Annotated in this window: 28 protein-coding genes; 18 read left to right on the forward strand and 10 right to left on the reverse strand. The window is 27.9% G+C overall.

Annotated elements, in window-relative coordinates:
• Positions 1–3: 3 nt before the first annotated feature.
• A complete protein-coding gene (locus tag H3Z83_RS12400) occupies positions 4–1,242 on the reverse strand; it encodes an alginate export family protein (protein ID WP_182125814.1) in 1,239 nt (412 codons plus the stop codon).
• Between the two features lie 163 nt (positions 1,243–1,405).
• Between H3Z83_RS12400 and H3Z83_RS12405 the strand changes: the two genes are divergently transcribed.
• Positions 1,406–1,963 (forward strand): Crp/Fnr family transcriptional regulator, encoded by a 558-nt coding sequence (locus H3Z83_RS12405; protein ID WP_182125815.1) that lies wholly within the window; start codon positions 1,406–1,408, stop codon positions 1,961–1,963.
• Between the two features lie 68 nt (positions 1,964–2,031).
• On the opposite strand, the gene H3Z83_RS12410 is transcribed toward H3Z83_RS12405, so the two are convergent.
• The 6 genes from H3Z83_RS12410 to H3Z83_RS12435 are packed head-to-tail and all read right to left on the reverse strand — an operon-like array spanning position 2,032 to position 5,714.
• Entirely contained in the window at positions 2,032–2,904 is an 873-nt protein-coding gene (locus H3Z83_RS12410) for a DUF5777 family beta-barrel protein (protein ID WP_182125816.1), read from the reverse strand.
• Entirely contained in the window at positions 2,889–3,272 is a 384-nt protein-coding gene (locus H3Z83_RS12415; RefSeq protein ID WP_182125817.1) for a hypothetical protein, read from the reverse strand. Before H3Z83_RS12415 ends, H3Z83_RS12410 begins: the two co-directional genes overlap by 16 nt.
• Positions 3,250–3,792 carry a YceI family protein gene (locus tag H3Z83_RS12420; RefSeq protein WP_182125818.1) on the reverse strand — a complete coding sequence of 181 codons (543 nt, stop codon included), beginning with the start codon at positions 3,790–3,792 and terminating at the stop codon, positions 3,250–3,252. The genes H3Z83_RS12415 and H3Z83_RS12420 overlap by 23 nt, the downstream gene beginning before the upstream one ends.
• Before the next feature lie 33 nt (positions 3,793–3,825).
• A complete protein-coding gene (locus tag H3Z83_RS12425) occupies positions 3,826–4,161 on the reverse strand; it encodes a hypothetical protein (protein ID WP_182125819.1) in 336 nt (111 codons plus the stop codon).
• Between the two features lie 4 nt (positions 4,162–4,165).
• Entirely contained in the window at positions 4,166–5,320 is a 1,155-nt protein-coding gene (locus H3Z83_RS12430) for a hypothetical protein (RefSeq protein ID WP_182125820.1), read from the reverse strand.
• 13 nt (positions 5,321–5,333) lie between these two features.
• Positions 5,334–5,714 (reverse strand): DUF2147 domain-containing protein, encoded by a 381-nt coding sequence (locus tag H3Z83_RS12435; RefSeq protein WP_182125821.1) that lies wholly within the window; start codon positions 5,712–5,714, stop codon positions 5,334–5,336.
• A gap of 152 nt (positions 5,715–5,866) precedes the next feature.
• Between H3Z83_RS12435 and H3Z83_RS12440 the strand changes: the two genes are divergently transcribed.
• The 9 genes from H3Z83_RS12440 to H3Z83_RS12480 are packed head-to-tail and all read left to right on the forward strand — an operon-like array spanning position 5,867 to position 11,560.
• The gene (locus tag H3Z83_RS12440) at positions 5,867–6,160 is read left to right on the forward strand and encodes a DUF6787 family protein (RefSeq protein WP_182125822.1); all 294 of its coding nucleotides are present in this window, start codon (positions 5,867–5,869) and stop codon (positions 6,158–6,160) included.
• Positions 6,161–6,181: 21 nt separating this feature from the next.
• Positions 6,182–6,445, forward strand: coding sequence for a hypothetical protein (locus H3Z83_RS12445; RefSeq protein WP_182125823.1), 264 nt, complete (start codon positions 6,182–6,184; stop codon positions 6,443–6,445).
• 1 nt (position 6,446) lies between these two features.
• Positions 6,447–6,689: a hypothetical protein gene (locus H3Z83_RS12450; protein ID WP_182125824.1), complete on the forward strand. Its 243-nt coding sequence runs from the start codon at positions 6,447–6,449 to the stop codon at positions 6,687–6,689.
• 51 nt (positions 6,690–6,740) lie between these two features.
• Positions 6,741–7,733, forward strand: coding sequence for a sterol desaturase family protein (locus tag H3Z83_RS12455; protein ID WP_182125825.1), 993 nt, complete (start codon positions 6,741–6,743; stop codon positions 7,731–7,733).
• Between the two features lie 13 nt (positions 7,734–7,746).
• On the forward strand, positions 7,747–7,971 hold the full coding sequence (locus H3Z83_RS12460) for a hypothetical protein (RefSeq protein ID WP_182125826.1): 225 nt from the start codon (positions 7,747–7,749) through the stop codon (positions 7,969–7,971).
• Positions 7,972–7,981: 10 nt separating this feature from the next.
• Positions 7,982–8,374, forward strand: coding sequence for a DUF2147 domain-containing protein (locus H3Z83_RS12465; protein ID WP_182125827.1), 393 nt, complete (start codon positions 7,982–7,984; stop codon positions 8,372–8,374).
• Positions 8,375–8,380: 6 nt separating this feature from the next.
• Positions 8,381–9,586 carry an aromatic ring-hydroxylating oxygenase subunit alpha gene (locus tag H3Z83_RS12470; RefSeq protein ID WP_220455476.1) on the forward strand — a complete coding sequence of 402 codons (1,206 nt, stop codon included), beginning with the start codon at positions 8,381–8,383 and terminating at the stop codon, positions 9,584–9,586.
• Between the two features lie 43 nt (positions 9,587–9,629).
• Complete coding sequence (locus tag H3Z83_RS12475) at positions 9,630–10,487, forward strand: DUF4377 domain-containing protein (RefSeq protein WP_182125828.1); 858 nt, start codon at positions 9,630–9,632, stop codon at positions 10,485–10,487.
• Positions 10,487–11,560: a ferredoxin--NADP reductase gene (locus H3Z83_RS12480; protein ID WP_182125829.1), complete on the forward strand. Its 1,074-nt coding sequence runs from the start codon at positions 10,487–10,489 to the stop codon at positions 11,558–11,560. Before H3Z83_RS12475 ends, H3Z83_RS12480 begins: the two co-directional genes overlap by 1 nt.
• Before the next feature lie 204 nt (positions 11,561–11,764).
• Here H3Z83_RS12480 and H3Z83_RS12485 read toward each other — a convergent pair whose 3' ends face one another.
• A complete protein-coding gene (locus H3Z83_RS12485; protein WP_182125830.1) occupies positions 11,765–12,700 on the reverse strand; it encodes an AraC family transcriptional regulator in 936 nt (311 codons plus the stop codon).
• 122 nt (positions 12,701–12,822) lie between these two features.
• Here H3Z83_RS12485 and H3Z83_RS12490 point away from each other — a divergent pair, with 122 nt between their 5' ends.
• From H3Z83_RS12490 to H3Z83_RS12500, 3 genes are all read left to right on the forward strand, one after another.
• Entirely contained in the window at positions 12,823–13,641 is an 819-nt protein-coding gene (locus H3Z83_RS12490; protein ID WP_182125831.1) for a hypothetical protein, read from the forward strand.
• Between the two features lie 98 nt (positions 13,642–13,739).
• Entirely contained in the window at positions 13,740–14,186 is a 447-nt protein-coding gene (locus H3Z83_RS12495; RefSeq protein ID WP_182125832.1) for a TlpA family protein disulfide reductase, read from the forward strand.
• Positions 14,187–14,378: 192 nt separating this feature from the next.
• The gene (locus tag H3Z83_RS12500) at positions 14,379–15,239 is read left to right on the forward strand and encodes a hypothetical protein (protein ID WP_182125833.1); all 861 of its coding nucleotides are present in this window, start codon (positions 14,379–14,381) and stop codon (positions 15,237–15,239) included.
• Positions 15,240–15,378: 139 nt separating this feature from the next.
• Here H3Z83_RS12500 and H3Z83_RS12505 read toward each other — a convergent pair whose 3' ends face one another.
• Positions 15,379–16,026: a response regulator gene (locus tag H3Z83_RS12505; protein WP_182125834.1), complete on the reverse strand. Its 648-nt coding sequence runs from the start codon at positions 16,024–16,026 to the stop codon at positions 15,379–15,381.
• A 2-nt stretch (positions 16,027–16,028) separates the two neighbouring features.
• The gene (locus H3Z83_RS12510; RefSeq protein WP_182125835.1) at positions 16,029–17,978 is read right to left on the reverse strand and encodes a tetratricopeptide repeat-containing sensor histidine kinase; all 1,950 of its coding nucleotides are present in this window, start codon (positions 17,976–17,978) and stop codon (positions 16,029–16,031) included.
• A 227-nt stretch (positions 17,979–18,205) separates the two neighbouring features.
• Here H3Z83_RS12510 and H3Z83_RS12515 point away from each other — a divergent pair, with 227 nt between their 5' ends.
• The 5 genes from H3Z83_RS12515 to H3Z83_RS12535 all read left to right on the forward strand — a co-directional run bounded on the left by H3Z83_RS12515 (position 18,206) and on the right by H3Z83_RS12535 (position 22,313).
• A complete protein-coding gene (locus H3Z83_RS12515; RefSeq protein ID WP_182125836.1) occupies positions 18,206–18,739 on the forward strand; it encodes a hypothetical protein in 534 nt (177 codons plus the stop codon).
• A 2-nt stretch (positions 18,740–18,741) separates the two neighbouring features.
• Positions 18,742–19,965, forward strand: coding sequence for an IPT/TIG domain-containing protein (locus H3Z83_RS12520; protein WP_182125837.1), 1,224 nt, complete (start codon positions 18,742–18,744; stop codon positions 19,963–19,965).
• A gap of 29 nt (positions 19,966–19,994) precedes the next feature.
• Positions 19,995–20,603, forward strand: coding sequence for a hypothetical protein (locus H3Z83_RS12525; RefSeq protein WP_182125838.1), 609 nt, complete (start codon positions 19,995–19,997; stop codon positions 20,601–20,603).
• A gap of 175 nt (positions 20,604–20,778) precedes the next feature.
• Positions 20,779–21,249, forward strand: coding sequence for a hypothetical protein (locus H3Z83_RS12530; protein ID WP_182125839.1), 471 nt, complete (start codon positions 20,779–20,781; stop codon positions 21,247–21,249).
• A gap of 47 nt (positions 21,250–21,296) precedes the next feature.
• Positions 21,297–22,313 carry a hypothetical protein gene (locus tag H3Z83_RS12535; protein WP_182125840.1) on the forward strand — a complete coding sequence of 339 codons (1,017 nt, stop codon included), beginning with the start codon at positions 21,297–21,299 and terminating at the stop codon, positions 22,311–22,313.
• Positions 22,314–22,359 lie beyond the last annotated feature (46 nt).

Below are 22,359 nucleotides of genomic sequence, written 5' to 3' on the forward strand. Positions count from 1 at the left end.
TACTTATTTTTTAGAAGTGAATAATGTTGGTTTAATGGTAACCATGGCCCATGCCCAGTTGTTAGTATTATTATCACTATTTCCTTTTAATACTTCCATACCGTCAGTAGGGAACATATGTGAGTATCCTAGTTTAAATCCGATTTCTTTTGTGAATTTGTATCCATACACTAAATCTAATTCAGTACCTAACTGTTTTGAAACAGTGCTATTGATTTCTTCAGCAGCTGAGAAATTATGGATAAATGCTGTTAATCCTGATTTAGCATTTAGTTTAAAGTTAGCTTTGGCATAGATATCTAATAAACCTACATTGTTAATGTGATTTCCTACATAGAAGTAGTCCATTAATCCATTAAACTTGTGGTTTGTTCCATAGAAAGGAGTAAATGCATTATTTTCATTATTGGCAGGAGCTCCGTTTTTATTACCACTTTGTAATTCTACACCTAAACCTACTTTTGTAGTAGTTGAAGTTTTATAGTTTACCTCTAAACCTAATAAATATGCACTTAAATCTCTGTTTGCAGCGTCGTTACCAAATTGATAATATAGGTTTGCTACAAGGCTTAAATTATCTTTTTTAGATTTTAAATGTGTTCCTACGGTTTGACTGTATTTTAAACCATTTGGTGTTTGCATACCGTTGTTTAAGAATAAGAAACTTCCAGAGAAATTACTCCAATCTTTATGTAACCAAGCATATTGCATTGATTTGTATGTTTTTGGAGTTGTAAGATTAGTTCCTGTTAAGTTTTCTTTAGATTGGTTAAAGGCTAAACCAACATCTAATTTAAAAGTACCATCCTTATATTTAAGTAAAGCCATATCGTGGCTACGTGCTTGTTGTGCCCAACCTACATTACCAAAAAATCTTTGATCATCATATATAACTTCTTGACGTCCTAATTTTAAAGCAAAATTAGAATCTAATAGGATTTCAGCCCAGGCTTGATGTATACTTAATCCGTTAGCATCAACAACATTTAATTGAGGAACATCTCCCCAAACCCTAACGTCTTGTAAGCTTATGTAAAAGTTCAACTTATCAATCGAATATTTAGTGTTTAACCTTGTTCTTTGCGATACAAATAATGCAGCATTTGTATTATCTGGGATTAATGTTTTAAATCCATGCCTATATTCTGCTCTTGGACGTATTTCTGCATCAATAGTTAATTGTGCATAAGAAATTGTAGCGATTAATGTTAATACTATACTAAGAAACTTTTGTGCTCTCATGGTCTTCTGTCTTTTATTATTTAGACAAATTTCCATATAATGAATATCTAATAATATGATAAAGGTCATGTTTAAAAAAATGAACGAAATTAAATCCTACCGTTTTATTATCTTTTTAGAACAAAATAATTATCAATAAAACCTATTTAATTAAATTAGCAGCATGGAAGATTTTATAGAATTTATACAACAATATGCATTTCTTTCTAAAGAAACTATAATTGCTATTAAAGCAGTAGCAAAACAGAAAAACTACGAAAAAGGTGATTTACTTGTTGAAGAAGGAAAAACGTGTAATCATTTATTTTTTTCTTCAAATGGAATTGTTAGGGTTTATTTATTCCAAAAAGGAAAAGACATCACAAATTGGATTTATCCAGAGAAATCAGTTTTTACATCATGGCACAGTTATATTTTAAGAAAACCATCGTCTGAATATATTGAAGTTACTACGGACGCTGATATCGTATCAGTATCTTATGATGATTGGCAAGAGTTATATCAAACTTACCCAGAATTGGAAAGATTTGGTCGTTTATTAATTGAAGAACAAATAGCTTTGATTGATGATTTTTATAAAGGCTATTACTTTTTAACAGCTAAAGAAAAGTATGAATTACTAACCAATGTATTTCCACAAATTACTCAAATAGCAAACTTGGGTCATATTGCTTCTATGTTAGGTATTAGCCAAGAAACCTTGAGTAGAATTAGAAAGTAAATAAAAAAGGACTTTCTTAATTAAAAGAAAGTCCCAACATGAAAAGGAGAGTTTAATAAAATGAGGGGTTAAAAAACTCTCACAACGTTAAATCCAAAAGAGATATCTCCTTTACCCCAATCTCCTTGCGCTTTAGTTAAGAAAGCACTATCGTTACTTCCTCTAGCATTTGAAAATAGTAATTGAAATACATGTCCTCCAGTTTCGATATCGATACCAAGAGTTAGTGGATTGTTATATTTTGAATCTTTATGTTTGTTAAAGTTATATGCGTAATCAAGATTAAGACTCATACGTTTACTTACCTTTAAACGACCACCTAATCCCATTAAAAATTGATTATGTGTTCTATCACCAGTAAAGTTTAAATCTTGTAAATTTTGACGTACAAATGAAGGTGCTAATTCTAAAGAGAAATTTTTAGATACACGACGAGAAGCAAGTAATTGCATTGTGTAGCTCATACGGTCACCAAACTTTAAATTAGGATAGTTTGCTTTTTTAATTTCAGAATTAATATCTGCACTCGCATATCCAACTAAGTTTAAAGGAAATTTGGTAGATTGTTTTGTAAAACGAACTTTAGCAGTACCCGAATATGTTTTTTCGAAACTATCACGACTTAAACTTAATTGAACTCCGTCCCAAAAGCTATAAGCTAATTGAATTTTAGTATTGGCTTGGTCTAATCCAAAAAACTCATCAATGCCATCTTTTAATGAACCAAAACGGTGGGATACAATTAAATATAAATCACCTTTATCAGCAATTTTGGTAGATTGTAAGTTTCCTATTTGCATTGCTTTAAAAGCAGGTAAAGCAAATTGTTTTGCGTTTTTTGTTTCGTTATCTAATTCATCTAATAAATCATCTTGAGCAAATGAGCTTATTGATGTAAAAGCAATTAAAAAAGCGAAAAAGTATTTTATTTTAGTATGCATTGTTCTAATTTTAATTCGTCTAGTAAATCATCGTATCCTATAACACGACCTTTAATTTTTATAGTTTGATTTTCTTTTATTGAAGAGTTATCTTCAATATTTTTAAGTTGACAATAGATTTGGTTATTTAATGTAAATCCGTTTTCATCTTTAGCAGTTACTTCTCCAGATATTTCTACAATTTTAGTATTCCAGTTAGCAAAATTTTGACTTGCTTTTTGTAAGAATTCTGTTGCGTTTCCGTTGAAATCAATAGCTAACTCTTCAATTGTTTCATGTGGTTTATAAGAATACTTATATGCTGAATATCCGCCTGCTAATAGAATAAGTAGTATTACTAATAATTTATTTCTTTTCAACCAATTCATAATCTAAAGAGATGTTTATATGTTCAGCTATTTTTTTACGTACAATGCTTGGTATTTTTATACCAAAATCTTGAGGTTGTACAGAAAAGTTAGCTGTTAATTCAATTTTATTATTCTTTAAACAAACTAAAGCTGTAGTACTAATTTCTTTTTTAATACCACGAACAGTTAAGGTTCCTTCTAAAGGGAATTCTTTTTCAGAAGTTAAGTTCTCTAAAGAAAATCCCTTTAATTTACCTCTAAATGTTGCTTTTGGAAACTGATCACTATCCATATAGTTTTCATTAAAGTGTTCTTGCATTAAAGCAACATCGAATTTAAAGGCAGTAATAAATAACTGGGCAGCAATGTCTCCGGTACTACTTTTAATTATAGCAGTTGAGCTATTGTTTACAGCTTCTACAGGTTCAAATGCTTCAACTGAAGCTTTAAAATGAGTAGTTCCTGTTCTTGTAAAGTATTTTTGAGCAGCAATTGTTTGACTAATCAATATAACTGCCATGATAATTATTTTTTTCATGTCTATTGTTTTTAATATTTCTTACTAAAACGATTATTCTAAATAACCGTCAGCTTTCCATTTATCTACTAAAGCTCTTTTGTCGGGAGTTAATAATCCACTTTGTGGCATTGGGTTAGCAACATCATTCATTCTGTCAATTAAAGTTCCGTTCTGTGCAGAATTTTTTACTTGACTATATGTTTCTAAGATCAAGCCATTTCTAGGGTTTACTGAACTGTGACAGGTTAAACAGTTATTAAACATTATTGGCTGAATATCTTGAGAATAGGTTACAGTTCTGTCTACAGGAGCACCAGCAAAAGGTATTTCGGCAGTTGTACAACTAGCGATTAAAGCTATAATTGAGATATAGAATATTTTTTTCATGTTATTAATTTTGAACATCAACATTGGTTACGTTTTCAACTTTGTTTTCTAAAGGAGCTACTGTGATTCTTTTACTTATACTTAATATATCTCCTTCTGATGGAGCTCCATCATTACTTTTATCTGCAATGACAGTTAGGTAGTAATCTCCAGGATGCAAGTAGGTAAATAAGAAACTATCTTCTTTATTTTCTAGCGTTGGAAAGTGTAATAAGGTATCATAAGCTTCAGCATTTGTTGTTAAAAAACCATCAGCATCTGTTAAAGCATCTTTTGATAGGTATACAAATAAATTAGTGTCAGTAATTTCTGAATTACGAGTAATATTAGCAGTTAATGTTCCTAATCTTGGGTGATCTGTTATTTGATAAGGATCACCAGATTGAGGAGCTAATTCATATACATCGTTATTAGTTTGTTGCGCTAAAAAAGTAGCTGATTTGGGAGCCGTTTCTCCAGCTGGAACATATAAATTATCAGCATTAAATCCGTTAGCAAAATCTAAACCAGTATCTATTTCGTTTTTAGGATAATCAGTTGCTGTTGCAGCAGCTTGAGCTAATTCGATATGCATCTTTTTACCTTTAAAAGTCATATGACGTGAAGGAACTCTATTTCCTAAATTACTAGTATAAGAGTTGAAGAACAACTCGTCTTCATCAAAACGTAATTCGAAATACATAATCGCGTCACCGCCAATAGCATCAACAAAACGATAGTATTTACCTTCAGCACCTCGATCTTCTACTTTATCTAATACAAAATAACTAGTTCTATAAATACCACTTAATAAACCTCCATTACGAGCCATTAAGGTTCTTTTGTTTTTATAATTAGTTACAAAAAATGAAGTAAATAAATTACCAAGTGATCCACCTTCGTGAATTCCATGAATATGTGATTTTGAGATAGCTCTATAATCCCAAGCAAACCAAGGGTAATCATCGGCAATTACTCTATTAGTACCTACCCAATTCCCTTGCATTTTTTCTAAGAAATCAAAACCATCTGTATTAATGTCAACAGGAACAACTTCTGTTGTAGGTGTAGGTTGTGGGGTTGGGGTTGTACCATCTCCTGTAATATCTCTAACGCCATCTTCACAGCTTATTAAAGAGAATGATAAAAGTAATCCTAAGATTATAACTTGTTTTTTCATTGTTTAGTTTTTATTATTGTTTTCTAGTCCAATTTTCTATTAAAGGTTTCTTATTTATATAACTAGTAACCTCTAGGGTGTCTTTATGTTTAACTTTAATTGTTAGCTTTTCTGAAACTGTATTAGTCGCACCTGAAATAGCATCTACATAAACCTCATTTTTATATTTTAAGTCATGTAAAAAGATATCTTTATCAGTTTTTGTTTCGTGTAAAACAGTAGTGTCATCATTGTAATACAAAACTTTACCAATTAGCTTTTTGCCTTGTTTCTCTATTTTATAAGTTGCTTTGTAAAAATTACTTTGAACATTCCAAGTACCAAGAACTTGTTTGTCTATTTGTGTAGAACAAGCTGTAAGTAGCACTATTAAACTTAAAAGAGTTTTTTTCATCTTTAACTAATAATATTATGCGGACAAAATTGAGAAGACTTATGAGAAAGATTTTTGACCTATGTCAAAATCATAAGGAAATCATGTTTTTGATATAGGTCAAATAGAAATAGTAAAGTGTAAGGTAGTTTTGGATTTTAAATTTATTTGAGATGAAAAAATTAATGTTACGTTGGAATATTGAGAAACCATGGCAATTAATAATTATATTTTTTGTGTTTTCAATAACAGGATCTTCTTCAATAATGGTAGGAAGACCGATATTAAAATCTTTAGGAATTACATTGCAAAATTTACCTTCGGTTGTGTATTATCCTCTTTTTATAGCTTTAAGTTTTATTTGCTATCAAGTACTTTTAGTAACCTACGGTTGGCTTTTTGGACAGTTTACTTTTTTCTGGAATATGGAAAAGAAAATGTTGAAAAGGTTTGGTATAACTGTTTAGATATTCTTTATATATTTAAGAATGAAAAAAAAGATAAAGTGGAGAACCATTATAGCTTTAGTATTAATGTATATAGCAATACTAATGAATTGGGAATGGGCTTGGGGAATTTTGTTTTTATTTTGGGTAATTCCTGATATTTTTTCAGGAGTCACTTATTTTATAGAACCAATTTCTAGAAAAGAAAATACAATCTTATATTGGGTAATAATTATTAGTTGGATTTTAATGGCGGTTTATTCCTTATCAACATTATTTATTAATTACAGTCAATATTATTATTAGTATGAAAAAGTGGAAAACTATTTTAGCATTAATCTTATTAATTCTTGCAGTAATTTTTGAATGGAATTGGTTCTGGGCATTTTTTATTCTTATGGGATTGTTAAATGTTCTAAACAGCAAATCTATTCATTTTGTTGAAGAAGTTTCATTAGATGAATCTCCAAAATTATATTGGATAATGGTTATTATTTGGTCTCTGTTAGCATTATTTTCTATTTTAAATTACCTGAATATTTTGACCTAAATCAAAAGATATCAGTGCAATATTTTTCAATTTTGTATAAAATTATTCAACATGAAAAATTCAACATTATTAATAAGAAGCGTATTAATTATTGCAATTTTAACTGGCTTCGCTCATTTCTTCTATTATAACTATAATATAGATGGAAGCTCGAGTGTGATTTCTTTCTTTTCCGATACATTACAGTGGGATATTGTAGAATATTGGTTTTATATATTCAACGATTTAAGTTTGGTATATATAATCGTTCCTTTCTTTGTTATAGAGCTTATCAGGTATGCTTATTTACGAAAACTAAATAAAGATTTAATTCTAGATAGTGTAGCTAATGTACTTACGTTTGGAGGTTTCTTTTTAATAGAAATAATCCTAGGTATTTTAGCAATTACCAAAGTATATTATTGGGTATATAACAATATAAGTTTACCACATTTAGATATAAATTGGACAACAATTATAACATGTGTTTTACTGGCTGATTTTGCTTATTATTGGGAGCATAGAACTATGCATAGAATAGGAATTGGTTGGGCAACACATACTGTACATCATAGCTCACCACATTTTAATATGTCGGTAGCATATCGTTTTGGACCTTTAGATGCTATTATGCCAATTATTTTTTCATTACCAATTGTAATGCTAGGTTTCGATCCAATATTAGTATTATTATCAGAAGTGTTTGTGCAAGTATTTCAAACTTTATTGCATACCGAAATTATTGGTAAATTATTAAAGCCAATAGAATTCTTATTTAATACACCATCACACCATAGAGTTCACCATGGATCAAATAGACAATATTGGGATAAAAATTATGCAGGTATTTTAATTATTTGGGATAGAATGTTAGGAACGTTTGAACCTGAAGAAGAAAAGGTCGTGTATGGAATTTCTGAACCTTTAAATAGCGTAAATCCAATTAAAGTATTCTTTCACGGAATAACAAGGCTGAATAGAAAATTAGGGCAAGTTTCTGGAGTTAAAAACAAACTTTTGGTTTTTGTAAAACCACCAGATTGGATGCCAAATGATAAATCATAACAATAAAATATAAATGAAATTATTTTTAACATTAGTAGTATCAGTTTTAGCCTATTTTGGATTGGCGTATTACGGAATAAGTTCTTTAGTAATTTGGATAGTTTTGATTGTTCTGTGGACATTAATAGATTACTTAACCTATAATAATCCGTTTTCTTGGAAAGATTATATAATTCTTGCGATAGTTTTATCAGTAATAGAAATGGGAGTAGAGTATAATTATTTTGGATTATTTTAAAATTAAAAAAATGAAACAATTATTATTAATAATATTTAGCCTAACAATATTCACTTCTTCTGCGCAAAACAATGATAAAATTGTAGGTGTATGGGATGTTAAAACTGATTACTATCAAGCTATTTATGAAATAGTAGATTATAAAGGGAAGTTCTTTGGTAAAATCCATTATTACAACGATGGAACATCAGAATATAAAGGAAGTAATAAAAAAGAGGATTACTTTTTAACTGATATTGAAAAGAAAGGAGAAAAATATATAAATGGAAAGATGTATTTGCCAGACGGTAGTTTTTATAAAGTTATTTTTACTTTAAAAAATGATAATACCTTAGAGGTTTTAATGACTGTTGAAGGGCAGCCTTATAAAGAAGTTTGGAAACGAAATACAAAGTATAAATAAGAGATTATGAATACAAAAAGAATGATGCATGCATTGCCAGTAGAAGCATACACCTCGCAAGAATGGTTCGATTTAGAAATGAAAACCATTTTTAGTACAACTTGGCAATTTGCAGGTTTGGTAGAAGACGTTGCTAATGCAGGCGATTATATTTCTGTACAAGCAGGATTAAACAATATTTTTATAGTAAAAGGACGCGACAATCGTTTGAGAGCCTTTCATAATATGTGTCGCCATCGAGGAACACAACTATTACGTGCTGTTGGTAAAAACCAAAAAGCAATTACCTGTCCATATCACGATTGGACGTATAATTTAGAAGGGAAACTTATTAGTGTTCCTAAAAAAGAAGAAGAGTTTCCAAATTTATGTAATAAAGAACTACATGATTGTGGGCTAAACCTACACGAAGCTTCAGTTGATATTTTTAAAGGAATGTTGTTTGTGCATCCAGATAAAGATGCACCAAATATTATGGAGTTTTTTGGTGATGTAGAACCGTGTTTAGGACCTCACATTGTAGAAGAATTAGTAGAATATCAAGAAAAAGAAGGTGAGCCTTTTTATACAAAAGAAATCAAAGCCAACTGGAAGATTATTGTTGAAAACTATATAGATCATTACCATTTAGCACATTTACATGAAGGTACGTTAAATATGTACGATCATGCAAAAGCCGAGTTTGGTTGGGCTGGACAGCATTATTGGTTCAATGAACCTTTAGTTCCAGAATATATGGCTGATGTAGAAAACGCATCGCCACAACCATTAATCAAAGCAAATAAAAGTGAGGATATGCGCGTGTATGTTCCTTGGTTATTTCCAAATATAGGAATTACTGAAGGGGAGTCGGCTTGGAACACATTTCATGCAATTCCGTTAGCTCCAGATAGAACTTTAGTAGTTATTCGTTCTAAAATGGAAAATGCTAGCGAATGGGAATTTACGAAGCAATACACAAAATCATCTATGAGTAAAGTGTGGCAGCATTACGGAAATAAAGGAAAATATGAAGGGGATGCTAGCGATTCAATGGCTTCAGGAGATTTTATGGAAGAAGATGTATACGCTTGTGAGCAACAACAAAAATCGTTGAGTTCGCCAATGTTTAGCGTAGGAGCAAGAGCGCAAAGAGGAGAGTATGCTGTAATGCGTTTTCAAGAAGAAGTAAAAAAATGGATGGAAAAGCATGGAGCTTTTGATAAAAAATAAACTTTGGTACAAAGCTTGTCTTTAATCAATAAAACAAAACAAGATGAAGAAATTATTTATACTATTATTAATTGTAAGTACAGCTTGTAATTCTGTAAAAAACAAAAAAGAAAATAATCATTTTATAACTGATGAAATGAATGAAGATAATATTAAAAGTAAAACTATAGTTGTACTAAAAGTAAATGCTGAAGAAGTAGATTGTTTTGGTGCTCATGGAAAGCAAAAATGTTTGCAGATTAAAGAATTAGGGGTAGATGAAGAATGGCAAAATCAGTACGAAGGAATTGAAGGGTTTACCTTTGTACCTGGTTTTGTCTATAATCTACAGGTAGAGAAAATTGTACTGAAAAATCCACCTCAAGATGTAGGAGATACTTTTTTTAAACTATTAAAAGTAATTAAGAAAGAAAAACCTATTTCAGATAAAGAATTGCAAGCTTTTGAAACACTTACTGTAACAAAAATTGAAAATGGTAGAGATGGTTATACCGCAACTCTAAAAGACGGTAAAGGAGGTTTATATACTAGTACAATAAGTATTCCTAATTTAGAAGACAATTACGTTCGATTAGAAGTTCGAGATAAAGTAAAAGTTGCAGGTGAATATGCAGAGAGTGATCCTGTACAAATTTATGCTAAAAAAATAAAAGTAATAGAAAGAACGGCTTTAAAAAACTTACCTAAGCTTACAGTAACCAAAGTAATTGGAGAAAAAGATGGAGAAACTATTCATCTTATTGACAGTGAAAAAAAAGCTTATAATATGATTGTGAGTATTCCTAATTTGGGTAAAGATTATATTAGATTAAAAGTTGGTGATAGATTAAAAGTAGAAGGGGAGTATGTTGATAGTTTTCCAACTCAAATTTTTGTTAAAAAAATCCACAAACTAGAGTAATGAGTAAGTTATATTCTCTTAAAGTTTTAGAAGTAAAAAAAGAAACAAAAGATTCGACTTCTGTTGCCTTTGATGTTCCGTTTGAATTGTACGATACTTTCAAATATAAACCTGGGCAATATTTAACGTTGCAATTCAATTTAAAAGGACAGCAAGTTCGTCGATCTTATTCTTTATGTAGTTCGCCAGTTATTGAAGAACCTTTACGAATTGGCGTAAAAAGAGTAAAAGGAGGTTTGATGTCAAATCATATTAATGATAATTTAAAAGTTGGAGATATAGTTGAAGTTTTAGCACCAGATGGGCGTTTTTTTGCTGATGTAAAGAAAGAAAACTACAAAACGTATTATCTATTTGCGGCAGGTAGTGGAATTACACCAATTTTATCGATATTAAAAACAGTATTATTAACTGAACAACATAGTTATGTACACATGATTTTTGGAAACAGAAGTCAAGAAACCATTATGTTTCATGAAGAATTAAAACAACTTCAAGAAGAATATAAAGATCGATTTGTTTTAGTTCAAACTTTGAGTAGACCAAAAAGTAACTGGAGCGATTTATGGAAAACTCCAAGCAAAGAATTTAGGAAGGGACGTGTAGATACTGCTTGTATAGAATGGTTTATTAATGAATATCCTCCTTATGCTCAAAATGTTGAATATTATGTTTGTGGACCTGGAACGATGATAGATAATACAGTAAAAGCATTAGAGAATATTGATGTTCCCTTTGATAGAATTTTTATTGAAAGCTTTGGAGGAGATGAAGCTAAAAACACTACAGAAGCTTTTGAAAATGCAAATTTAACAGCTCACTTAAATGGTGAAAAAATAGAGATTCCTATCATAAAAGGAAAAACAATATTAAGAGCTTTAATAGATGAAGGAAAAGAACCACCGTATTCTTGTGAGGGTGGAGTTTGTTCAACTTGTTTATGCAAGGTTAATAAAGGTAAAGTTCATATGAAAAACAATTTAGCTTTAACAGATAAAGAAGTTGAAGAAGGCTATGCGTTAAGCTGTCAGAGTATTCCTTTAACTGAAGAAATAGAAATAGTTTACGAATAGTTAAGTGTTATATTCTCGTAGTTTAAAAAATAGAATTAAAATAAAAAAATCTATTTGCCGATACAATATGTAACTTTCCTTTATTTAATAGTACTTATAGGCGATAGAGGTGGAGTGCAGGTGTAGTAGTTTGTTTGCTTTTGTTCTACTTTTATGAAAAAAAGATTTTTTACTCTTTTAATAATATATCGATAAATTTAAGCGTTAACTGTGTTTATTTCTATACTCTCCAGGAGAAATACCTTTTATTTTTTTAAAAGCTTTGCTAAAAGAATTCTCAGATTCATATCCTACTTCTGAAGCTACTATTATTAGTTTATGTTTTGAATCTGTTAATAGTTTAGATGATAAATCCATTCTCCATTTAGTTAAATATGTTAAAGGAGGAATACCTACAAGGTCATTAAATTTTTGTGCAAAAGATGCTCTTGACATATGTACTTCTTTTGCTAATAAACCTACTGTCCATTTATTAGAAGGTTTTTTATGAATTAAACCAATGGCTAAACCAATTCTTTCATCTTTTAAAGCTCCTAACCAACCAGTTGTCCCTTTTGGTTGTTTTTGTAACCATGCTCTTACTATATAAATAAACATTGCGTCAATTAATTTAGAAATTACGATTTCTGACCCAATCTCATTGTTTTTTGATTCTAATGAAATTAATTGAATGAGAGCTTGTAATTGCATATTATTCTGTACATCATTAGAAGGTATATGAATAACTTCTGGAAGTATAGAAAGTATAGGGTTATATGAGTAATTTCTAAAAGAGTATACACCGCATAATAATGAAGTTTTATTAATTAATGAGCTATTTAAATGTAACTCCTTATAACGTTTGATAACTTTTTTAAATGGTTCCGTTTTAGAGTCCATATTATCAGCTAATATATGACCATTACATCTTGGAATAAGTACAATATCTCCTTGCATTAATTGAATAGGTTTTTTAATTGTTTTTGTTTTTAAAACACAACTACCCCTTTGTATTAAATGAAACATGGCTTTAGAGTCTGGTTCAAAATTCATTCCCCAAGTACCAGATAATGTTGGATTACAAATCACGGAATTTCCCATTTTATAAATGGACAACACATTAGATAAAACATCAATAATTTTTTGCGATGGTTTTTTCATTTTTTAAAATTTAGACTAATGGATATGTTTAATAGATTTATGTCAATAAATAGTATGTAAATATACTATAATTTTGGATTTATAAAACATATTTAATATAAAACCATTATCTCATGAAAAAAATGAATTCAAAATTTTTATTACTAATAGTACTCTTTTTTGTTAGTAGTACTTATGCTTGTGAATCAGTTAATACTTCTAAAGAAAAAAGAATTGTCTCAGAATTAAATAACTCTACTACTATTGACGTAAGCGATAATCATAATGTAAAAGAAGCTAACATTACTTTTAAAGCAAATACAATAATTGAAGTTGCTTTTGTTTCTCTTGAAGGAGGAAAAGAGAAACAAATAGGGATGGAATATTTTCCTAAAATACTACCTATTGCTGCAAAATACGGTGGAAAAATGTTAGGGAGTTTACAAGTTACAGCGGTAACTGATGGTAAGATACACCCTCAAATGATTGCCTTTTTTGAATGGCCAAATTTAAAAGAGCGAGAAAAGTTGTTAAAAGATAAAGACGCTAAAAAATTATTTCCGATAAGAGATGATGCAATGACATTTTTTAAACAAGCTTATTATACAGTTGATAAAGATGTAACCGTTACTTTTAAAGAGGGAAAAACATATGAATTTTTCAACGCTTGGTTAACTCCAGAATCTAAAACTGCTTTGCCAAAATATTTTAAAAACACAGATGAAGTAAAAAAGAAATATGGTCCACCTGCGTTTCTTGCTAACTTAAAACCTTTAAAAAATGGACCTAAGGAAAGCTATGTATTACATCCTCATATGACGGGCATAGTTGAATGGAATAACACAAATGCATACTACGGATTAATAGCTGATCCAGAATTTAAGAAACACGAATATTTACTAAATAATTCTTTAACAAGAATAGATATGATTCATGGTGTTTTTAACTTTCCTCCTCAATAGTATTCAAAATAATATAATTAAAAATGAAAAAATATGTAGCTCATATAATATTAGGGTTGTTATTTTCAATTATAATATTATCATTTAAACCATTTAATATGAAACTATTAAAAATTAATATACCTGCCGTAGAAATTAAAACTCTAGAAGGTAAACCGTTTAATGCTGCCAATATTGGCTCTACAAGTAAACCAACTTTATTAGTTTTTTGGGCAACTTGTTGCGCACCATGTAAAAAAGAGTTATCATCCATATCTAAAGTCTATAAAGAATGGAAAAATAAAACAGGAATTGAAGTTGTAGCTGTTTCTGTAGATTTACCCCAATATATTAATGAAGTAAAGCCATTTATTGAAGCTAATAACTGGAATTTTAAAGTCTATCTAGATGTTGAACGTAATTTAATGAAAGCTATGAATGCATATAGTACACCGCACTCTTTTTTAATTGACAAGAAAGGTGAAGTAATTTGGGATAAACAAGGCTTTGTCAATGGAGATGAAACACTTATTTATCAGAAGATCTTAGAAGTAATAAAATACTAAAAATATTAATAAAATTAGTTAATGCTATTAATTAACTAAAAAGTAAATGAAAAGAAACTATCACAAGCACTTTGAAGAACTGAAAGAGTTTGAAAGAAATTTATAGGGTAAAAATTGCCCCTTATTTTATATTAGAAATAATAAAAATAGATTTACGCCTTTAAATTAAAATTTAATTAAAATTTAATTAAAATGAAAAGATTAGTTTATTCTTACACTTTATTAATATTTGTACTTATTTCATGTAGCAGTAATAATACAGTTGTTGAAACCCCTGATCAAGAATTAAAACATTATGTAGAGAAAATTATAACAACGACAAATAATGGAGCATCTGAATTGCTTTTTGTCTATGACGATAATAATAACTTAATAAGAAATCAATCATCACAAAATGGAGTAGATAAATACTATAGAGAGTTTACATATGAAGGAGATAATATCGTTAAAATAGAAAGTATTACCCTACCAAATACACCATACTATACTATAAAATTTATTTATGATTCTTCAAATAGAGTTGTAGAAGTAAAAAGAGACGATCATTTTAGTAATAATCTATTTTATGTTACATATCAATATGATTCAAAAGATCGGATTTCTAGAGCATGCTTATATACTAATCTAGATGATTATAATAAGAAAGAGTGCAATTTATATTATCAGTTTTCTTATATAGGAAATACTAAAAACTATTTTAGTAAAACACTTATTCAAGTTTCTATTTTTGGAGCAGAAATTTCAGAAGTTTCAGAATGGAATTTTGATAATAATAAAAGGCCATACTTTGGAGAAGCTATAAAAAAGATTCAATTACCATACGCAACTGATGGTACAGGTATGGACTATGAATTTATGTATAATACTAATAATCCTAAATCTAAAGAAATGATTGTTGATTTTAATACTAATCTAAAAAAGACAAGGTTAAGTTTTGATTATGAGTATAATGAAGAGGGGTTTCCGTCTCAAATGATAAGAAATAAATTCAATATAGTTTCAGGTGCTCTAAGCTCTACACTTATTCAAGGTTTTAATTATAAATTACAATAAAAATAAGAAGTAGAAATGAAAGAAGAATAAAATTGAGGTTATGTAAAAGAATTAGTTTTGGTTGATTTTAAATCCGTTGTTTTAATTTAATAAATTTACAACGGGTTTTTATTTTTTTAGAAGAAAACAAAAAACTTATTTATATCAATCCTTGTTGAATAGCATATTTAACAAGCCCTACCATATTTTTTGTACCAACTTTGCGCATTAGGTTTTTGCGATGAGTTTCTACTGTATTTATAGATACATATAATTTTTCTGCGATTTCTTTTGTGCTTTTTTCATGTGCAATTAAATAAAGTACTTCTTTTTCTCGATCGCTTAATTTTACTTTATTTTTTTTAGCTTCTTTATTATTAAAAATACTATCATTAATCAGTTGCTTTACTTCTTTTGTAAAATAGTTTTCACCATTAAAAATGGTGTTAATGGCTTTAAGTAATTCTACCTTACCGGTGTTTTTTAAAATATATCCATTTATACCAGCTTTAATAGCTTTAGATATTGTAGTACTATTATTATGAGAACTTACTGCTAGTATCTTAAGATTTGGGTAAGATAACCTTAATTGATTTGTTAACTCAATACCATCAATAATAGGCATATCAATATCTGTAATTAAAATATCAGGTTTTAAGTTAGGAATAAGCTTTAATGCTTCTTTCCCATTTTCAGCGACTCCTAGAATAATTAAACCAGAAATATTATTTAGAATCACAGTGATACCATCTAAAAACATTTTATGATCATCAACAATAAATATCTTTATTTCTTTATTTACTTCCATTTCTAGGTTGGGGTTGGGATATTAATATTAACAGTTACTCCTTTATTTAATCCTGAATCTAACTCTATTGTTCCGTTTAATGATTTTACTCTCGAAGAAATATTTTTTAAACCAATACCTTTTTCTTTCTTCCTTATGTCTATTCCTATACCATTATCTTCAATGATTAAATTTAAATAATCATCATGTAAAGTGATGTTAATTAGTCCTTTAGTTGCATTTGCATGTTTTACTATATTTGTAATTAACTCTTGTAATATCCTATAAATTTCTATTTGAATACTATTATTAACTAAATTTAATTCTTCTTCAGGAAAAACCTCAATAGTTAGTTTTAAATTTTCCGATTGATATAATAAAATTAATTGATTTAAAACATTTATAAAATTATACTCAACAACTTCTTGTGGTGTTAAATTATGAGAAATAGATCTAACTTGATTGTATGTCTTATCGATATTACTAATTATTAAATCAATGTCTTTAGATTGATTTTCTTTAATATCAGTTAGTTTCATTTTTATGGCAGCTAAATTACCGCTAATGCTATCATGTAAATCTTTAGCAATTCTTTCTCGTTCTTTTTTTTGGCCTTCTATATGAGACTGCATCGATCTTACTTTCTGATTTTGTAATAAAGTGCTTACTTTTTGGGCAGATAGTTCTTCTTGATTTTTAAGTAATGCTTTTTGAGTTTTAATCCTTTGTAAGTATAAAATATATAAAATAATAATTAAAAACAATAATATCAATACTCCAATAATTAACCATTTTTTTTGTTTGCTTTGGATAGAAATTTGTTTCTTTTGAGTTTGAACTTTTAACTCATTCAACTCATATAAATGATTAATTTTATAAATATTTATTAAACTTCTTTTATTAGGATTATAAATACTATCTTTTATTTGATTTGCTTTATTTGCATAATGTTTTTGTTTAATTAAGTCTCCTGTTTTAGTATAAAATTTAGAGAATTGAAGGTATAATTTATGGAGATTAACAATTCCTCCGTTCTTTTCAAGAAAAGGTCTAGCTTGTTCTAAATATTTAAATTCATTATCAATATTTTTATTATACATTGCAACTTTAGCAAGACCTAAATAAACTCTCCCTATATCGTATTTTGATCCACTCTTTATAAAGTGATTCTCTGCTTCTAATAATAATTTTTCAGCTTCAATTACTTCCCCTTTTCTTATTAAAACTTGAGAAATGTTTATAATATTTGTATAGTAATTTCCTTTGTCTATTTTTTTCTTAAAATATGAACTTGCTTTTTTGTAATAAAAGTAAGCAGAGTCTAGGTTTTTAGAGAAAAATACATCTCCAAGTCCCATGTAATTAGCATTTTTGGTGAACTCACTTTTTTCAGGAATTAGAAGAGATTTTCTAAACATTTTTTCAGCATAATTTATGTCTTTCATATACCAATACACATAGCCTAGTTCATTAAATAATCTACTTCTAAGTTTAGGTTTTTCTCCGTTTAAATTTATTAATCCTCTATATAACACTTTTATTGCATTATCGTAGTTTTCTGTTCTTTTATCAATATTTATAAGTCCTATTATAGTGTTAATATATTGATTTGAGAGTTCTTCTATTGCACCTGGTTCTTGCTCAAAAAACTTAATAGATTTCTTGTAAGCTAATACAGCAGAATCATGTTTTTTAAGAGCTAAATAAGCTTTTCCCATTTCATCATTTACAGCATAAATACCATTTTTTAAATATGGTTTTTGTTGCATGTATTTAATGAATTGTTTCCCAATAATAATAACAGAGTCATGGTTTTTACTACTAATATTTTTATACAGAGCTTTCCCTAAAGAGGTAACTTCTTTCTCATCTTCAGGTTTTAGTTTTATTTCTAAATCAGATTTTTTTTCTCTACTGCAATTCGAAAATAAAAGTATAATTATTAAAAATAAAAGATTTAATGAAGGTTTCATTATTATAGATAATTTTCTTGCAAAGAAAATAAAAATGAATTGTACTCATGTCACGGAAAACCGTGATTAATAAAATCACTGAAATCGGTTAAACTTATTAATGCTAAAGTTTAAACATTTGCCTTTCAATTTAAAAGTTAATTTTTTAGAGCAAAAACCACCCCTTATTTGATAGTAAAAATAATGAAAGTATGTTTGCGAATAATCAGCTATAATAAAAAAATAATATGAAAACAAAAAAAACAATATTAATGATTGTTACAGTTATAGCGCTTTATAGCTGTGAAAAAAACAATGAATTAGACCCTACAGAGAATTCTATAGAAGGTGTTTGGAAGTTTCAATCTCTTTTTCTTGAAAATAAATATGATATTAACGGAGATGGGGTTGCAACAAAAGACCTTATGTTAGAAACTAATAATTGTTTGCAAAATCAAACCTATGAATTTTTATCTAATGGAACAGGCGTGTTTAACTCAGTAAGTTATTTTGATAAGATTGAGTTATTAATTAATTCTTCAACAAATAAATTGGAATACAGTTTCGAGTGTGTAACAGATGACCCTTATTCAGAACTTATATCTTGGTCACAAACTGATAATAATATAGTTATAGAAGATGATATAAAATTAAAAGGAGTAATTTCTGGTTCTACTATAACTATTGTTATTGATAATTTTGTTATTGAATCAGAAAGAAATGGAAATATTATTGATGTTAACGAAACTTTAACTTTAGTATTAACAAAACAAAATATATAAAAATGAAAAAGAAAAAACCATTACTTATTCTATTATTGACTTTTATTATGTTTTCATGTGGAAATGATGAAGATATTATAGGAGAATTAAAAAGACCAAGTATTACTAAAATAACTCCAGATTTAGTAGAAGCTGGAAGTGAAATTACTATAACAGGAAAAGATTTGGATGATGATCCAGTATTTATTTTTAATGGAGAAATTTTAGAAACTTCTAAAGTTACTAATTCAAATGTTACAATAAGAATTCCTGAGAAAGCTTCAAGTGGGGCATTAGAGATTGAATTTGAAGAATCTCAATATAAACATCAACATTATTTAAAAGTTTTAGATACAAACTGGAGTATTATTAATGATGCTGCTTACTATTTTCAAATGGAATTTATATCAAACAGAGTTGGTTTTGCAAAGCATGGAGAACCTGACAATTATGTAATAGTTAAAACAACAGATGGAGGTAATACATGGTCTACTATAGAAATATCATTTCCTATTTCTGATTTTGAGGCTGTTTCGAGCAATGTATTTTACATTAAAACTACTAATGGAGCTATAAAAAAAACAGTTGATATTGGTGTTACTTGGCAAGATGTAGGAGCTTTTGATGTTAGTAATTTAATAGAAGAAATGTTCTTTAAGAATGAATTGGAAGGTTTTTTATTGGCTAGAAAATCAGGCAAAACGAACATTATTAAAACAATAGATGGAGGTAATACATGGAGAGTGAATAAAGTGTTAGATGTATCTACATCATATATTAAACTAATACAGCATAAAAACGATACAATTAAATTATTTAATGAGAAAGCAAATAGTATTATAAGCACCACAGATGGGGGCAATACATGGAAAGAAGAAAATTTAGGTGTAGAAATTACTTATAACCCTATTTTTCATTTTGTGAGCGAAAATAATATTTGGTTAAATATGCTTCCAAGAGTTGGAAATGATGGAGGTTTATTTAATAAGAATTCAAGCAACAATTGGGGGAAAATAGAAATACAAGAGCCTACATCTTATGAGAAAATAATAAATATTGCTTTTTCCAATGAGTTAAAAGGACACCTTTTGACAGAAGAAGGAGGTAGTTTATATACTGCTAATGGTGGAAAAACATGGGAGTTATTTTATCTAGGAGAACCAGGAGAAATTACTACAGTTACTTTTTTTAATAATACATTATATGTAGTTAAAAGGGGAAAGTTGTTAAAAAAAGAAATAAACTAATATGATTAACTTATAAACCTTAATTAAAAATGAGAATAATAAAAAAAGGATTATTAGTGCTCACATTATCGTCAATATTAATGGCTATGCAATGTGATAAAAAAGAGATAGTAGAAACACATACAATTGAGTTACCTAACTTAGTAAAAATAGAAAAAAACACAACCAAATTTTTAGTAGGAGATTATATTATTATAAATACTTCTATACCTAATAAATTAACTACTAATGATGGAGAAAATATTTACATAACAGATTCATTCGGAGCTAATACTGAAGATCATTTTGTTAGTTATGAAGTTAAATTATATAAATTTTCGGATAAAGGTCAAATTTTAGAATCAAATATTGAGGATGTAAAAATCATAGATGGAGATGCTGTTTTTTTTGATAACTATCCTAAACTATTTTTAAAAAACTATTATAAAACAAATATTGATTCTTTAGTAAGTAAGATTGGAATAAAACTTTCAGAGCCTGGAACATATTTTTTAAAAGGTATTTATTCTAATAATAAAAATAAAAAACAGAACGTTTTTATAACATCATTAACTGAACCAGATCTTGAACAAGTAACAATCTTTACTTCTATTGTTAATACAGGTAGTGAAGGTTTTTATAAGTTTACAGTAGAGTAATTTTTGTTATGAGCATATAAATTATTTAGATTTTTTATTACTAATTGATAAAATAATATAACAATAGTATAATAATCAAAGTTTTTATAGAGTAAAAATTGCCCCTTATTTTATTTTTAGGTTAAATGTACTACGTTTATTACTCCAATATTTAATAAAAATTACTGACGTATAAATGATATTAGGTTTAAATAGAAAAATTTTTGGTTCCATTATATTTTTATTATTAGTAATACTATATACTCATTTAACCCTTCCAAAACCAAAAATACTAGACGAAGTCAATATTTTTTCAATTGAGTTAATTTTAAAACACTCTCAAATAATTTTAACTATTCCTTTATTAATATTTGGATTCTACGAAGTTGCAAAAATGTTAATGGATAAAAAAAGGTTTTCTTTATTGGCTTTTATAATTATTGTATTAGGACTTTTGGTTAAAATGTTTAATTCAATAATTACAGGCTTAATTTTTCCTCATTTTGTAAAAAGAAATAGTGGTAAAATAAGCGAAGTTAATTTAGATATCCTTTTGATGAATTATATGGATAATTTAAACGTATTCTCAAGTTACATCTTTATTATTACATGCTTTATTGCTATAAGTATATGGTTACTATTAATTATTAAACATAAACTTAATTAATATAGATTAACATAAGATTATTTATAATAATATTAAAACAAATAAAAATGAAAAAAATAATACTAATATTATTTATTTTAATTGTTCAATTTAGTTTTGGGCAAATGATTACAAAATCTTCTTATTTGGAAGACACACACGGTAAAAAAATAGACTATTCTTCCTTTGTCGAAAAAATGGACACAGGAAAGTTTACAATGATTCCTTTAAAAAATGAATCTGGAGTACATATCGGTTTTAGGCTAAAATCTCTTAAAGAAAATGGTAATGAAAAATTAGAATACAATAAGGCCGAAAAACAGATAGAATTAGGTGAAGTTATTGAGTTAAAAATTGTTTATCATAAGCATATTTTAATTCCAGTAAAGTTTGAATCGGAAAAAGGACTATATAAAGAAGCTTGGTTAATTTTTGATACAGGAACTTTTGTTCCTTTAATAATAACCGATAATGAATTTAAGAAATCATTGGGAACGACTAACAGTATTAAAGTTGATGGGTTTAAAATAAATAATCCAGTTTTTGGAGAGTTTAGTATTCCAGAAGGAATAAAATACTATAATGATGTATATACATCTGAAATTCCTGAGAAACTCAAAGGTAAGCCAATAGTTGGATTAATGGGATATAATTTGTTTAGAAATTATTTGGTATCTATAGATATATCTAACGAAAAAATTTATTTAAAAAATGCTGATAATAAAAAGAGAACACTTGGTGATAAACTTACTTCTATTAAAGTTGAATACCGTAACGAACAAGATAATATATGGATACCTGTTAAAATAAATAATAAAGAAGGTTTTGCTCATATAGATACAGGGTATCCTTTAACTTGGGTTGAAAAAACAAAAGTAAAAAATAAAATTTCTCAATTTAAAATTGGTAGATTTAAAACGGGGATATCTGATAAAATCAAATTTAAAAAACTCGACCAAAAACAAAATTATAAGAGTTTGCCTTTTAAATTAATAGCGAATATAGGAAACAACTTTTTAGAACATTTTGTAGTAACTATAGATTCAAAAAATAAAATGCTTTTTTTTGAATCTATAGAGAAATAATTATTATCAAACATCTTATTTTAAACAAGATAATCAAAATAAAACT

Origin of the sequence: Tenacibaculum pelagium, assembly GCF_014062345.1 — a bacterium.
Classification (GTDB): Bacteria; Bacteroidota; Bacteroidia; order Flavobacteriales; family Flavobacteriaceae; genus Polaribacter; species Polaribacter pelagius.

Coding starts and splice junctions, on each gene's coding strand:
- H3Z83_RS12510 (WP_182125835.1), bottom strand. CDS start 17,978: ATGAAACCTTCATTAAATCTTTTATTTTTAATAATTATACTTTTATTT.
- H3Z83_RS12505 (WP_182125834.1), bottom strand. CDS start 16,026: ATGGAAGTAAATAAAGAAATAAAGATATTTATTGTTGATGATCATAAA.
- H3Z83_RS12410 (WP_182125816.1), bottom strand. CDS start 2,904: ATGCATACTAAAATAAAATACTTTTTCGCTTTTTTAATTGCTTTTACA.
- H3Z83_RS12515 (WP_182125836.1), top strand. CDS start 18,206: ATGAAAACAAAAAAAACAATATTAATGATTGTTACAGTTATAGCGCTT.
- H3Z83_RS12440 (WP_182125822.1), top strand. CDS start 5,867: ATGAAAAAATTAATGTTACGTTGGAATATTGAGAAACCATGGCAATTA.
- H3Z83_RS12500 (WP_182125833.1), top strand. CDS start 14,379: ATGAAAAGATTAGTTTATTCTTACACTTTATTAATATTTGTACTTATT.
- H3Z83_RS12485 (WP_182125830.1), bottom strand. CDS start 12,700: ATGAAAAAACCATCGCAAAAAATTATTGATGTTTTATCTAATGTGTTG.
- H3Z83_RS12495 (WP_182125832.1), top strand. CDS start 13,740: ATGAAACTATTAAAAATTAATATACCTGCCGTAGAAATTAAAACTCTA.
- H3Z83_RS12430 (WP_182125820.1), bottom strand. CDS start 5,320: ATGAAAAAACAAGTTATAATCTTAGGATTACTTTTATCATTCTCTTTA.
- H3Z83_RS12435 (WP_182125821.1), bottom strand. CDS start 5,714: ATGAAAAAAACTCTTTTAAGTTTAATAGTGCTACTTACAGCTTGTTCT.
- H3Z83_RS12460 (WP_182125826.1), top strand. CDS start 7,747: ATGAAATTATTTTTAACATTAGTAGTATCAGTTTTAGCCTATTTTGGA.
- H3Z83_RS12400 (WP_182125814.1), bottom strand. CDS start 1,242: ATGAGAGCACAAAAGTTTCTTAGTATAGTATTAACATTAATCGCTACA.
- H3Z83_RS12455 (WP_182125825.1), top strand. CDS start 6,741: ATGAAAAATTCAACATTATTAATAAGAAGCGTATTAATTATTGCAATT.
- H3Z83_RS12465 (WP_182125827.1), top strand. CDS start 7,982: ATGAAACAATTATTATTAATAATATTTAGCCTAACAATATTCACTTCT.
- H3Z83_RS12520 (WP_182125837.1), top strand. CDS start 18,742: ATGAAAAAGAAAAAACCATTACTTATTCTATTATTGACTTTTATTATG.
- H3Z83_RS12415 (WP_182125817.1), bottom strand. CDS start 3,272: ATGAATTGGTTGAAAAGAAATAAATTATTAGTAATACTACTTATTCTA.
- H3Z83_RS12490 (WP_182125831.1), top strand. CDS start 12,823: ATGAATTCAAAATTTTTATTACTAATAGTACTCTTTTTTGTTAGTAGT.
- H3Z83_RS12480 (WP_182125829.1), top strand. CDS start 10,487: ATGAGTAAGTTATATTCTCTTAAAGTTTTAGAAGTAAAAAAAGAAACA.
- H3Z83_RS12450 (WP_182125824.1), top strand. CDS start 6,447: ATGAAAAAGTGGAAAACTATTTTAGCATTAATCTTATTAATTCTTGCA.
- H3Z83_RS12420 (WP_182125818.1), bottom strand. CDS start 3,792: ATGAAAAAAATAATTATCATGGCAGTTATATTGATTAGTCAAACAATT.
- H3Z83_RS12525 (WP_182125838.1), top strand. CDS start 19,995: ATGAGAATAATAAAAAAAGGATTATTAGTGCTCACATTATCGTCAATA.
- H3Z83_RS12425 (WP_182125819.1), bottom strand. CDS start 4,161: ATGAAAAAAATATTCTATATCTCAATTATAGCTTTAATCGCTAGTTGT.
- H3Z83_RS12445 (WP_182125823.1), top strand. CDS start 6,182: ATGAAAAAAAAGATAAAGTGGAGAACCATTATAGCTTTAGTATTAATG.
- H3Z83_RS12405 (WP_182125815.1), top strand. CDS start 1,406: ATGGAAGATTTTATAGAATTTATACAACAATATGCATTTCTTTCTAAA.
- H3Z83_RS12470 (WP_220455476.1), top strand. CDS start 8,381: ATGAATACAAAAAGAATGATGCATGCATTGCCAGTAGAAGCATACACC.
- H3Z83_RS12535 (WP_182125840.1), top strand. CDS start 21,297: ATGAAAAAAATAATACTAATATTATTTATTTTAATTGTTCAATTTAGT.
- H3Z83_RS12530 (WP_182125839.1), top strand. CDS start 20,779: ATGATATTAGGTTTAAATAGAAAAATTTTTGGTTCCATTATATTTTTA.
- H3Z83_RS12475 (WP_182125828.1), top strand. CDS start 9,630: ATGAAGAAATTATTTATACTATTATTAATTGTAAGTACAGCTTGTAAT.